The 13,219-nt window shown below is 38.2% G+C and carries 12 protein-coding genes; 3 read left to right on the top strand and 9 right to left on the bottom strand.

What is annotated here, in order from left to right:
• Positions 1–133: 133 nt before the first annotated feature.
• The 3 genes from KHA88_RS04170 to KHA88_RS04160 form a co-directional block, all read right to left on the bottom strand.
• A complete protein-coding gene (locus KHA88_RS04170) occupies positions 134–943 on the bottom strand; it encodes a DUF2935 domain-containing protein (RefSeq protein WP_213106990.1) in 810 nt (269 codons plus the stop codon).
• Positions 944–1,601: 658 nt separating this feature from the next.
• Positions 1,602–2,852, bottom strand: a complete 1,251-nt coding sequence (odhB, locus tag KHA88_RS04165; protein ID WP_213097020.1) for a 2-oxoglutarate dehydrogenase complex dihydrolipoyllysine-residue succinyltransferase — start codon at positions 2,850–2,852, stop codon at positions 1,602–1,604.
• A gap of 75 nt (positions 2,853–2,927) precedes the next feature.
• Positions 2,928–5,768 carry a 2-oxoglutarate dehydrogenase E1 component gene (locus tag KHA88_RS04160; protein WP_213106989.1) on the bottom strand — a complete coding sequence of 947 codons (2,841 nt, stop codon included), beginning with the start codon at positions 5,766–5,768 and terminating at the stop codon, positions 2,928–2,930.
• Positions 5,769–6,113: 345 nt separating this feature from the next.
• On the opposite strand from KHA88_RS04160, the gene KHA88_RS04155 reads away from it, so the two are divergent.
• Positions 6,114–6,575, top strand: a complete 462-nt coding sequence (locus KHA88_RS04155; RefSeq protein ID WP_213106988.1) for an Hsp20/alpha crystallin family protein — start codon at positions 6,114–6,116, stop codon at positions 6,573–6,575.
• Here the strand turns inward: KHA88_RS04155 and KHA88_RS04150 are convergent.
• A complete protein-coding gene (locus KHA88_RS04150) occupies positions 6,572–7,216 on the bottom strand; it encodes an MOSC domain-containing protein (protein ID WP_213106987.1) in 645 nt (214 codons plus the stop codon). The genes KHA88_RS04155 and KHA88_RS04150 overlap by 4 nt on opposite strands.
• 89 nt (positions 7,217–7,305) lie before the next feature.
• On the opposite strand from KHA88_RS04150, the gene KHA88_RS04145 reads away from it, so the two are divergent.
• The gene (locus KHA88_RS04145) at positions 7,306–8,574 is read left to right on the top strand and encodes an MFS transporter (protein WP_213106986.1); all 1,269 of its coding nucleotides are present in this window, start codon (positions 7,306–7,308) and stop codon (positions 8,572–8,574) included.
• 87 nt (positions 8,575–8,661) lie between these two features.
• On the opposite strand, the gene panF is transcribed toward KHA88_RS04145, so the two are convergent.
• The 4 genes from panF to KHA88_RS04125 all read right to left on the bottom strand — a co-directional run bounded on the left by panF (position 8,662) and on the right by KHA88_RS04125 (position 11,334).
• The gene (gene panF, locus KHA88_RS04140; RefSeq protein ID WP_213106985.1) at positions 8,662–10,089 is read right to left on the bottom strand and encodes a sodium/pantothenate symporter; all 1,428 of its coding nucleotides are present in this window, start codon (positions 10,087–10,089) and stop codon (positions 8,662–8,664) included.
• Entirely contained in the window at positions 10,086–10,364 is a 279-nt protein-coding gene (locus KHA88_RS04135; RefSeq protein ID WP_213097026.1) for a YhdT family protein, read from the bottom strand. The genes panF and KHA88_RS04135 overlap by 4 nt, the downstream gene beginning before the upstream one ends.
• Before the next feature lie 132 nt (positions 10,365–10,496).
• Entirely contained in the window at positions 10,497–10,961 is a 465-nt protein-coding gene (locus tag KHA88_RS04130; RefSeq protein WP_213106984.1) for an MltG/YceG/YrrL family protein, read from the bottom strand.
• A complete protein-coding gene (locus KHA88_RS04125) occupies positions 10,951–11,334 on the bottom strand; it encodes a hypothetical protein (protein WP_213106983.1) in 384 nt (127 codons plus the stop codon). The genes KHA88_RS04130 and KHA88_RS04125 overlap by 11 nt, the downstream gene beginning before the upstream one ends.
• 246 nt (positions 11,335–11,580) lie before the next feature.
• On the opposite strand from KHA88_RS04125, the gene KHA88_RS04120 reads away from it, so the two are divergent.
• Positions 11,581–12,216, top strand: a complete 636-nt coding sequence (locus KHA88_RS04120; RefSeq protein WP_213106982.1) for a DUF421 domain-containing protein — start codon at positions 11,581–11,583, stop codon at positions 12,214–12,216.
• A gap of 50 nt (positions 12,217–12,266) precedes the next feature.
• On the opposite strand, the gene KHA88_RS04115 is transcribed toward KHA88_RS04120, so the two are convergent.
• The gene (locus KHA88_RS04115) at positions 12,267–13,001 is read right to left on the bottom strand and encodes a polysaccharide deacetylase family protein (RefSeq protein WP_213097031.1); all 735 of its coding nucleotides are present in this window, start codon (positions 12,999–13,001) and stop codon (positions 12,267–12,269) included.
• Positions 13,002–13,219 lie beyond the last annotated feature (218 nt).

Raw genomic sequence — 13,219 nt, 5'->3', positions numbered from 1 at the left:
CTGAAGTTAGCCGGGCGCTGGAGTTAGACGACCATACAAGCGTGCACATTATGATGCACGCTTTTTTTATCGGTTAATTCTTTTCAATTAAGGGGCTATTTTCAGGCGTAAGCTCATGATTAGGCGCGATCGTTTATTTTTTTTCATACCTAGGCGCGGCCGGGTCACAATCAGGTTTTTTTGATTTTGTTGATTCCGCTAGTTTAGTTAAGTAATAACATTCTTCGCGAAACATATGGTCCGCCATTAAAGCCGGAAACGTTCCGAGTACTTGTTCAGAAATGTCGAGCTCTAAAATCTCCGTTAAGAACATTTGAAATGCTTCTATTTCTAATTTAGCTTCCTTGTTCATACGGCCTAACGCAGGAAATTGATAAACCTCTGTTCGTAAATAACCAGCAAGTTCGACTGCCTTTAAATATAAATGTTCAAAATGATGGGTGAACTTTTCACTTCTCTTTCTTAACATTTTTTCGGTAGCATCCAACTGATCTTCAATTGCACCCGCATGCCCTGAAGCATCTAGTAACCATAGTAAATGATGGTGAAGTTCGTGTGTGAGTGGTGGCGCTTCTCCTCTTTGAAAATAACTTAGGATACGTTCGTATTCCTCAAGTTCGTTTACCATGTGGTTAATAAACGTCGGTGAAAGATGAATTTTAACTTTTTTAAAGATCAGTCTTTCCAGTAATGAAAGCTTAAAACTTTTTAGTTCTTTGACTAATAGTTCAGCCCTCTGAGTCACTTTTGCAGCACTTTGCAAATTATTTAAATTTCTTGCTTCAGTCAACAAATGATCAAATTCTGTTTTTAATCTTTTTGCTGTTGCTATGGCTTTTGTTTCAGATGGACTTAAGGAATCAAGGATAAACCTTGAATGGTCTCCCAGCACTTGAAGCCAAAATTCATGTTCAAATTTTGCCTCTTTTAATGTTAATGCCAAATTGGTTGCCTCCTTTTACGTTCCTTCATATCAGCATATTCGACCTACCTCCTCATTCATGAATAAAAAAAGATGTGTTGCACTTGGATGTTGATTTCCGCTCCAGGCGGACGCTTTCCGCGGGCGGTCGGTGAGCTTTTCCCGCAGGAGTTGCCGCCTTCCACTCCAATCAACGGAACCTGCTTAAATCCATATTTAATCTTTAGAGCCTAAAGAAAAAAGAAATAATACCCTAAACCCTAAGGGGGTTATTACTTTTGCTTTATACTCACTTTCAAATAAAAGGTTGCTATGTTAAAAAGTCAACAATCAATGTTTTTTAGTACATATATGGAGATTTATGATTTAAAAGTTTCCATAGGATAATATTTTGCGTAAAGTTAACCGATCTGGTTGACTTTTCATTTGTTTAAAATATAGATTTTATTGGTTTGGAGAAGCGTCCGCTCGACTCCTGCGGGATCTGCGAGACAGCCGAGAGACTAAAGGAGCGCAGCGACGCAGCGGCTCGGCGCTCGCCCCGCGGAAAGTGAGTGGTAAGCTTCGGAAAACTCGCTCTATCCATTATAAAAATAAAAAAACTGTAGACAACTCGTTTTTTCGAGTTTGTCTACAGTCTTGAGCTATCACTATTATGATCGCTGTATAATAAATGATATTATCCTTGAAGAAGTAGATCTTCTGGATTTTCTAGCAATTGTTTTACTGTTACAAGGAAGCCAACAGCTTCTTTTCCATCGATTACACGGTGGTCATATGATAAAGCAACATACATCATCGGACGATTTTCCATACGTTCTGCATCAATGGCAACAGGTCGTGTTTGAATTGTATGCATTCCGAGAATTCCAACTTGTGTTCCATTTAAGATCGGAGTGGATAATAATGATCCAAATACTCCACCATTCGTTATTGTAAATGTTCCGCCTTGCAGGTCGCTAAGAGCTAATTTGTTGTCACGAGCTTTTAATGCAACACCAAGAATATCAGATTCGATTTCTGCGAAGTTTTTGCGATCACAATCACGGATGACTGGAACAACAAGGCCTTCATCTGTTGAAACAGCTACTCCGATATCATAGAACTTTTTCAGAACTAGCTCATCACCTTGTAATTCTGAGTTAACGGAAGGATACTTTTTCAAAGCAGCTACCACTGCTTTGGTAAAGAATGACATAAATCCGAGACGAACATCATTCTGCTCAAAGAATTTATCTTTTTTCCGTTTCCGCAAATCCATTACTGCTGTCATATCAATTTCATTGAAAGTTGTCAGCATAGCCGCGTTTTGTTGTACTTCAACCAATCTTTTTGCAATCGTTTGGCGACGGCGAGACATACGTACGCGTTCTACTGGCTTCCCAGACTCTTGATTTGCAGCAGGAGTTGCTGCTTTAGGTGCCGGAGCAGCTTGTGCAGGTGCCTGCTGAGGCTGATTGGAAAATGACGAGACATCTTGTTTACGTACTCGACCAAGCGGATCAACAGTTGGAACTTCACTTAAATCGATTCCTTTTTCCCTCGCCAGCTTACGCGCGGCAGGTGAAGCGATAGTACGTTCTTTCTTTTCAGAATCAGCTTGTTCAGGACTCGGCTCAGCTTTTACTATATCAGCGGCTTTCTCTTCCTTTGCAGGTTCAACAGCAGGTTCAGAAGTACTCCCAGCAGAAGCGCCACCCGCTTCAACAATCGCAATAACTTCGCCAACCTGAACTGTGTCACCTTCAGCTGCTTTCAATTCTTTTACTACGCCGGCCTCTTCCGAGATGACCTCAACGTTTACTTTATCTGTTTCAAGTTCAACAATATATTCTCCCTTTTCCACAAAATCGCCCGGCTTTTTTAGCCATTGTGCGATGGAGCCTTCAGTAATTGATTCTGCTAATTCAGGCACTTTAATTTCAGCCACTTTTAAATCCTCCTCTAATATATCCGATCCATTTTTCAGTTATAGCTATTTGCAACAGTTGCTTGTAAAAAGGTATTATTTTATAAATGCTTCTTGAATGATGCGATTTTGCTCTTTTCTGTGAACAGTTGGATCACCTTCAGAAGGGCTTGAGCGTCTGCGACGGCCTGTATACTTCACTTCTACTCCGGCAGGAGCCAATTCTCTCAAATATGGATCAACATGCATCCATCCGCCCATGTTTTTCGGTTCTTCTTGCACCCAAACTAGTTCTTTTACGTTTGAATAACGTGCTAATATATTTTCAATCTCTTTTTTCGGGAATGGATACAATTCTTCCACTCGTAAAATGTGAATCCAATCTAAATTGTCTTCATTCTTCAAATGCTCTTCTAAGTCAATAGCGACCTTCCCACTACAAAGCAAGATGCGTTCCACAGCCTTATGATTTTCCCCAAGACCAGCTTGTTCTAGTACCGGTTGGAAGCTGCCTTCTGTAAGGTCTTTCACTTCCGCTGCAGCAAGTGGATGGCGAAGCAAACTTTTTGGTGTCATAATGACAAGTGGTTTAACCCCTTCTTTTTCCAGCGTAGCAGCTTGTCTTCTCAATATATGGAAGTACTGGGAAGCAGTTGATAAGTTTGCAACCGTCCAGTTGTTCTCAGCCGCACTTTGAAGGAATCTTTCCATACGTCCACTAGAGTGCTCAGGCCCTTGACCTTCATATCCATGTGGAAGAAGCATAACAAGTCCTGATTTTTGACCCCATTTCGCCCTGCCCGAAGAAATAAATTGATCAAAGAAAACTTGTGCCATATTGGCAAAATCACCGAATTGCGCTTCCCAAATGACAAGTGTTTCGGGTGCGAACACGTTATAGCCATATTCAAAGCCAACAACTGCAGCTTCTGTCAATGGGCTGTTATATACGACAAATGAAGAATTGACGCCTGAAATATTATGCATCGGAATGTATTCTTCACCCGTTGTTTCATCATGTAACACAAGATTTCTTTGGGCAAAAGTTCCACGCTGGGAATCCTGACCGGTAAAACGAATTGGTGTACCATCCTTCAATATGGAACCAAAAGCAAGCGATTCTGCATGCGCCCATTCAATTTTACCTTCATTTTCAAAGATGTTTTCCCTTCGTTTTAAGATTCGACTTAGCTTTTGAAAAACATTAAAACCTTCAGGCCACTTCAAAAGTTCACTATTAATCGCTTTTAATTCAGCTTCAGGTACATTCGTGTTCAATTTCTGCAAACGATTCATTACATATTCAGGCGGGTTCATTGCGGTATCTAGGTCTTTTTCTTTTCCAGATACTGCATCATATGCTGTTTGTAATCTTGCTTGGATCGCTTCATCAATCTCAGCAACGGCTTCTTTTGTAATTACACCTTTTTCAATTAAGCGTTCGGCATAAATTTCCTTTACTGTTGGATGATTTTTCACAATCTTATACATTAATGGATTTGTAACCATAGGCTCATCCATTTCATTATGACCGAATCTTCTGTAGCCAATTAAATCAATCACAAAGTCTTTGTGGAATTTCTGACGATAGTTATAAGCGAGAACCGCCGCGGCAATTACGGCTTCTGGATCATCTGCATTCACGTGTACGATAGGAATTTCAAATCCTTTAGCAACATCGGAAGCATATTTTGTTGATCTGGAATCCGAGCTCTCTGTCGTAAATCCAATCATGTTATTTGCAATAATATGGATAGTGCCACCAGTATTATAGCCATTCAATCGACCCATATTTAAAGTTTCCTGGACGATTCCTTCACCTGGAAATGCAGCATCCCCGTGAACAGAAATAGCAACACAATTAGCCATGTCTTGGTCAGGATACCCAGGTTTGTTCCGATTTTCCTGAGCCGCACGAGTGTAGCCGTCAACAATTGGTCCGATGACTTCAAGGTGGCTTGGGTTATTAGCAAGCGTAATTCTTGTGTTTGCCGTACTGCCCCGCTTTAACCGACGATCTGCACCAAGATGGTATTTCACGTCCCCTGTCCATCCGTATGTAATACCAATAGAGCCCTCTGAAGGAATCAAATCTTTATTCGGAGCATGCTGAAACTCGGAAAAGATTAATTTATATGGTTTCTCTAATACATGCGCGAGGACATTCAAACGGCCACGGTGAGCCATACCGATATTTACGGTTCTGGTCCCTGTTTTCACTGTAGAACTAATTATTTGATCCATGAGAGGAACAAGTGTGTCCAGACCTTCAATCGAGAATCTCTTTTGGCCTACAAAAGTACGGTGAATAAATGTCTCAAAGCCCTCAACTTCCGAAAGGCGAGTCAATAAACTCATTCTTTGTTCTTTTGTCAAAGATGGATAAAAGCTTTCTGATTCAATTTGTTGTTGAAGCCAATTTTTTTCTTCCAAATCATGAACTTGATGATATTCAAAAGCTAGTTTTTTTGTATACACCTTTTTTAAATGGTTAATGGCTTCGAGACCATCTTTTAAATTTGAAGGTGCGTTTGGCGAAATAAACGAGGCAGGAATTTGCCTTAAATCCTCCTCAGTTAAGTTATATTCGGCTAGTTCAATTCTTCTAATTTCTTTTTGCTTATCATTTAGGGGATTAATATCCGCAGCCAAGTGTCCATAAGTACGAATATTGTCAGCAATTTTTACTGCTGCGACAATCTTGCTATACATATCCGGATTTGCTGGCATCTGGAAAGAAACATCTGCTTGCCCCTTTGTATTTTCTTCTTCGCCCGCAGGAGATGGCGCACCCCATTGATCAAATAGTTCTTTTAACTCCGGATCTACACTATTAGGATCAACAAGATATTGTTCATATACTTCAATTACATATCCAAGGTTAGGCCCGGAAAAGTTTTGCCATGGTGTTCCTTGATATGAAGCTTCTTTACTCATTTGTGATACGCCTCCACCATTTCAACCATAATATTTTTGATTTACAGTAACAAGAAAAATATGTATTTCATAAACGTTTCAAAAAACGCTTACAGCCATTTTATCACTGTAAAGCACCAAGATAAAGAGTAAACATCCATTTCCAAATTGATTTTAGCAGTTTTTGTCGAATGCAAAGTCAATCGGAAAATTCCATATATAATCTTACTACTATTAACTAAAAAAACCAATGGTTTTGCATTTATTGTTTAAGTAACATAAAAAAAACTGAATAACCAATGACTCCCACCTATCTAATATCCCGCATATACATATTATGAAATGGTAAAGATGGGAGGATTAAAGATGATTCCATGGGGAATGTTTCCTTTTAACGATCAAATAAAAAAAATGACCGAACAAATGAACAATGGTGATGTTCATTCCTATGTACAAGAAATGATGAAAAAACTTGTCCCTTCTCCAATGGAAACAACCCAAAATCCATTCAATACCGAGAGGACCCAAAGTCAACCGTCGTCGCAAACTGATTTTCAAGTCAATGTTTTTGAAACCTTTGACGATGTATTTGTCAGGATTTCGTTGCCTGCTGATGTTTCTCTAGAAAATATGAAGATCTTTCACACTTCGAATCAAGCCATTGTGGAAAATATGCAAGAAAAAGGAAGCCGAAAAGTGATTACTCTTCCCTGCTTAGTCAAAAAAAAAGGAGCTACCGCTCAAGTAAAGGATGGTATTTTAGAAATTAAAATTCCTAAAAGTGATGATTTTCAATTCACAGAAATCTCTATATCTGAAAAATATTAAGAATACTCTTTTGGCAAAAGTTTCTGAAATTTCTCCTTCATCGCTTCAGCAAGTTCTGGGATCAATAATACATTCGTAATATTACTATATTCATTTCGGGCATGGAAGAATAAACGATGAATCTCTGCAATTGTAATATCTGGATGGGGCCGTGACTGTAACTCAAGCATAGTTCCCGCTTCTACAACGCCACCCTCAAGAACCTTAGCAAAAAAACCCGTTTTCCCCGTCCGGATTACTTCATTAAACATCCCCTTCGCTTGGTTAAAGCGATCAATTGTTGAACAAGGAATTCGTCCTTGAGTGATTTGGACGAGCACATCACCCATTTTGTAAATATCACCTACACAAACTTCGCTTTCTAACATATTTGTTACTGTAGCGTTTTCACCAAATGCAGGGATCGTTAATTGTTTGCCAAAAGTAGCATCCCACCATGAGTAATGCTCAAATGGGTAAAAACAAACTGCACGGTCTTCCCCTCCATGATTATTCAAATCAGCGACTCCATCATTATCAAATCCTTGTTTATGAAGGAGAACTGATTGAACAGACTTTTTCCTAATTCCAGATTTGAAAGTTTGGCCGTATTGATTGCTTATTAATTGGGGTCTTCCGACATTTATTGCTTTAATAATCATTAATATCCCTCATTTCTTATTCACTTCAGTGAGGATAAAAAAATTAATACAGTGAATATTAAGCTTACTATGTTTGAAAGGAAATAGCCATGGAACTGAATGAACATGACTCACGATTAAAATCAGGCAGCGATGTAAGAAAAAACAAATGGGCAATCGTATCCATTGCCTCCATTCCTCTTATCATGACACTAGGAAATTCCATGCTTATCCCAATTTTGCCTTTAATGGAAAAGAAACTAGATATCACAAAGCTTCAATCCAGCTATATTATTACTGTTTATTCCGTTGTCGCCATCCTCCTTATTCCCATTGCAGGCTTTCTTTCGGATAAGTTTGGAAGAAAAATGGTTATGATTCCCTCCTTAATCATCACAGGAATCGGAGGAGCTGTCGCTGGCTGGGCGTCATGGCAAATGGAGGCAGCATTCATGTGGATCATTATTGGCCGAGTCCTTCAGGGAATTGGTGCAGCTGGAGCATTTCCAATCGTCCTGCCCCTTGTTGGAGATTTGTTTAAAAGTGAAAAAGATGTTAGTAGCTCCTTAGGAATAATCGAAACATCTAACACTTTTGGAAAGGTTTTAAGCCCTGTTCTTGGTTCGGTTTTAGCTGGTTTCATATGGTTTCTTCCGTTTTTCGCCATTCCTATATTTAGTCTTATTTCATTACTATTAATCATATTCCTTGTAAAAAAGCCGAAGGATGATAAACACGAGCTCAGCTTTGGAAGATTTGTCAAAAATACAAAAGAAATTTTTACGGAGCATTGGAAGTGGCTTATCGCAGTTTTTATTATCGGGGCAATTTTAATGTTTATTTTGTTTGGGTTACTTTTTTATTTATCTTCTATCCTTGAAGATAAATATCATTACGATGGGGTAAAAAAGGGCTTCTTATTAGCAATTCCTCTCGCCGCATTGTGTATCGCTTCATTCACTGCCGGAAAAATAATTAAAGACAGTTTAATAAAAATGAAATGGATTACTTTTTCAGGAACTGTATTAGCCGGAGCGGCTGTAGCTGCAACGATGATTTCAGATCAGTTTATTTATTTGATTATCGTATTTTTATTTTGTGGGATCGGAATAGGCGCTGCGCTTCCGTGCTTAGATGCCATATTGACGCAGAGTATTGAAAAGGAAATGCGGGGAACGATTACGTCTATATTTAGTTCCATGCGATTTGCAGGAGTTGCTGCCGGCCCACCAATAATCGCTTTGTTAATGAAAGGGAAAATTACAGATATGATATTTCTTCTAACTGGACTCAGTATTATCGCTGCCCTCCTTGCATTTAAAGCGATAAAACCGGAAGATGATCCTAAAGCAATTGATATGAAGCCGATCGTGGAATGATTTTTCTATAGATTTTACAAATACGTGTGAAAGTGTACGATAATCCCACCAAAATGAAATAAATAAACAAAAAAGTGACCCGATCATCTAAATCGAGTCATTTTTTGTGACCAAAGAAATTATGACAAAAACGAAAAATGATATTATGACGGGTAGAACTACAGTATGCATGCCGAAAGCGTTCGGTATAAACAAATGAAAATAAATATACGATCCCATGCCTGCAACCATTGAACTTATGGCTCCGTATTTATTACCTTTACGCCAATATAACCCGAGTACAATCGGCCAGATAAATACTGCTTCAAGCCCTCCAAAAGAAAATAAATTCAACCAAATGAGCAATTCAGGAGGATGAATGGCTAACAGAAACACGGCTACACCAATTAAGGCAGTCGTCCAAAAACTAACCATCTTTATTTTTGTAATCTCTGCCCTTGGGTTCACGTACCCCACATACAAGTCTTTTACAATGGCAGAAGCAACGAGTAAAAGTAGGGAATCCACTGTTGACATGATGGCTGCCATCGGAGCTGCCAGGACAATTCCTGCTGCCCATGGTGGCAAGATTGAAAGTGCCAAAGTGGGCATTACAGTATCTGGAACAGTAATGCCCGGAATGATCGCCCTAGCGAAAACCCCTGCTAAATGCATACCGAGCATGATAATTCCAATCACTACTGTACCAATGATGATGGCTCTATGCATGGCTCGGGCATTTTTATAAGACATAGCCCTGACTGAGACTTGCGGAAGCCCGACGACACCTACACCGACGAGAATCCAAAAAGAAGAAATGTATAATGGTGTTAAGCTTCGATCAGAACCGTATGGGCTTAATAAATCGGGATTCTCAGCTTTTAGTTCAGCCATAATATTCTCCACACCACCACCGGCGATAATCGCTGCAACAACAAGGATGATTGTTCCCGCGAGCATGATTATTCCTTGTATGCTGTCCGTAATGGCTACAGCACGAAACCCACCAATGATTACGTAGACCATAACCGAAATTGCAAAAATGAATAAAGAAGTTGTATAGGAAACACCGACGACTGATTCTATCAGCCTTGCTCCCCCTACCCATTGCGCAGTCATCGCGGAAAAAAGGAAAATAATGATACTGACAGCTGACAGAACGCTTACCCAATGAGAGTTATACCTACTCTTCAAAAAATCGGTCAAAGTGACTGCCTGATATTTTCTTGCCATAATAGCAAATTTCTTTCCGAGCACCATCAAAATAAAATAACCTGTGACAACCTGTATCATTGCCAGTAAAACCCACGCAAGCCCGTAATGATAGGCAGCTCCTGGACCTCCTAGAAAACTGCTTGCACTTCCATAAGTAGCAATCATCGTCATCGCCAAAACAAATCCACCTAATTGCCTACTTCCAAGGAAATACTCCTGTAAAAATGACTCTGATGACTTCACATATTTAGCTGCATAAATTCCAGCAATGAAAATTACTACAAGAAAAAACAAAAGAGGAAGGATTACTTGAAAGTTCAATGAGAATCACCTTCCTCAAAGTCAAACGGAATGTCTTTGAATAAAAATTTTACAGCTGCTGAAACCAGGATAAGCATAACTACAAAACCGACCACACAGCTATAAAAAAACCATGCCGGCAATCCGAATAGATAGGTGTACTCATCTACAGGACGTTTCCCCAACCCATAAGCAAACCCATACCACCAAAGAAAATGAATGGTAGCCAAGCTTAGTCCGATCCACGCTTCCTTATGCGCTATTTTAAAACGCCAATCAACATCTTTTACGTTCATTTAAGTACTTCTCCTTTTTCCCTTCCACTAATCCCTCATATTATATAGAAATGAAAGATATCTCACAAATAAAAAAGTGTGCAGAATTTTTCATTCGCACACTTACTTCATATTTAGGTTTAACTTATCTTGTTATTTTTTAAAGATAATGGATATTACTTCGTCCATCGTCATATCACTTTCTACCTCATATGTGCCAGGTCGTAATGCTTTCGACAAACCTTTCTTTTCAACTTTATTAAAAAACTCCTTGGCATTATCAATGATTTTTGCCTTCTCAAGGGCCCTACCAACATCAATGCTTGTCATACCAGAAGACACAGACAGCATTGTACGGTATATCACCGTTTCTTTTATAACTTCTTTCGTTTTCTTTTCAACGGTTTCAACGGCAGCAAGTTGATTTTTCCACTCTTCTTCTGTCAAGATGACATAGCCTTCTGAAGTTAGCAAACTTTTCATCTCTTCTTCCGATGGTTTTTCTTCCACAATCTGAGTGCTCGTTGCTTCACTCGGACCAAAGAAATATACTGCGCCACACGTACTTGCTGCGATAATAAGTCCTCCGGCAAAGCTGCGGATAGATTTAGATGTCATTGGCAACTTTGCTCCTTTCTTCCTTTGTTTTTATGTAAGGGGCAAGCAAGTGTTCTATCTCATTCTTGGTCAGCTGATTTTTCGCTGCAATGCTTTCAAATGAGTAACCACGCTTATGTAAGTCGAGCGCATCTCTTAATAAAATTCGTCGCTTTGAAGAACCCGCCAAAATACCAGCTTCTTGTGCTGTAATTTCAGCATCTATCTCAACGTTTCGAATTTTTTGTTGTAACTCATATACCTCATCCATTAATGAAAAAGAAAGCTGATCCATTTGTTGCTCTATTTTTGAAGATGATTGCTTTGATTTAATAAACGACAAAATGAGCAGCAAAATTGCTGCACCGAACAAAATGGCTAATGTCCATTCCATTATTCTATTATCCTCCCTTAATTGAATCTATTATTCTCCCATTAGTTATTATACATAATTTGAATTAAAATTCGATTTTTAACAACAAAACACCACAATAGTCACGTGCTTATGACAAAAAAAGGAGGTAGCTACTACGCATAGATAGGACTTTTCGTGTAAATGAAACATTATTTATTTTTAGAATTGGTTTCTTTAATGAGGACAAAATAACGACCAACATGAAACATTTAATTAATTCCCCGAATGAATATGTTAATGGAAGGTGATATTGTGCCATACGTATTAAAAGTATTAATATTTTTGATAACTTCTTTTGTCTTATTGAAAATTCTAGGAAAACGCGCATTTTCGGAAATGACTGTCATCGAATCCGTGGTTATGATTTCGTTAGGAACACTTTTAGTTAATCCTCTTAAATCAGAAAACTCTTGGCTAGTTGGCTACGGCGGATTATTGTTAATTATAGGATCATTAATTCTTTCCTATCTGCAAATTTATTTCCCCTGTTCAAAACGATGGATTATAGGTCAGCCGATATTAATTATCGAAGACGGTAAAATAATTCCTAAGAATTTAAAACGTGCTCGTATGACTGAAGATGATTTGAAGATGCAATTACGTATGCAGAAAATAGCTGATATTACAAAAGTAAAACATGCTACTTTTGAGGTAAGCGGATATATGGGTGTAGAATTATATCCGGAACATGCCCAAGTAACAAAAAAGGAATTTGACTCATTAAAACAAGCCATCGACCTAATAGCAAAAAAATTGGATATCGAGCCACAAACATTGCCAAGCTCCAATAAAACCAATAAAAATCTATTTCAACAAATTGAAAAAATACATCAAAACGAGACCCAAAACAATAAACAATAATTTTCAAACCTAAAGAGGTTCTGATTACTGGGCGGAAGTTTTATAAAAAATTATAGACCATCAACGATCTTTGCAAATTCCTCAATAGTAGTGGAATACTTAACATAGATGCGCGGTAAAAGATAGCGTTCGTTTTTAGTGCCTTTCTCATAAAATGGCTCTGGTATTGTCGTTAGTCCGAACTGATAGGATTTCTTCGTTTCTGCTATAACTTTGTCATTGTATTTTCCGTACGGATATGCTAGAGCAATAACTGGTTTTCCCGTGATTTGTTGAATTTTATCGCTGGATTCTTTTAGTTCATATTCGTAATTTTTGATTTTCGTTAAATCAGGATGTGTGGCAGTATGAGACTGGATTGAGATTAATCCGGAAATAGCCAACATTTTTAAATCTGATTTTGACAATCGGTTTGAGCGCCCGATAAAGTCAGAAATCACAAAAAAGGTGCCTGACGGATGAAATTGATCGGTTTTCAATTTTTGAAAGGTAGTAAATACATTAAGATTGTTCTTGTATCCGTCATCAAACGTAATGAAGATAGGTTTGTTAACCTTATCAATATCTTGCCAACGCTCAAAAGTTAATAATGTGTAGCCATGATCCCTTAAATAAATCATTTGCTCCTCGAAATTCTTCGGAGTTACATATAACTCTTTAGAACCATGACCAGTAAACTCATCGATTGAATGATAAATTAAAATTGGTACTTTTCGCTCCGCAAATGCTTGTGATGGGACAATTAAGATAAGAAGACAAAGAAATAACAGTGCATACTTTTTCATTAATAGTACCTCACTTTTTATACTTTTTATTTCTTCCCCACTTATTGTTCCTTAACATTTTGTTTCTATTATGATTGCTCATATCAATATTAGAGAATAATTTTATCCACTGGATTCGCACTCAAATTTATTTTAATATAACTTTTCTTTACGGACTCTTCCCTACTGTTTATTCAACGATTCCAACACTTTTGAAGAGTAAAAATACAAAGTAAACC

This window comes from Lederbergia citrea (genome assembly GCF_018343525.1).
GTDB classification, from domain to species: Bacteria; Bacillota; Bacilli; order Bacillales; family Bacillaceae_C; genus Lederbergia; species Lederbergia citrea.
The sequence above is the reverse complement of the archived record's forward strand: the minus strand, read 5'-3'. Positions and strand labels throughout refer to the sequence as shown.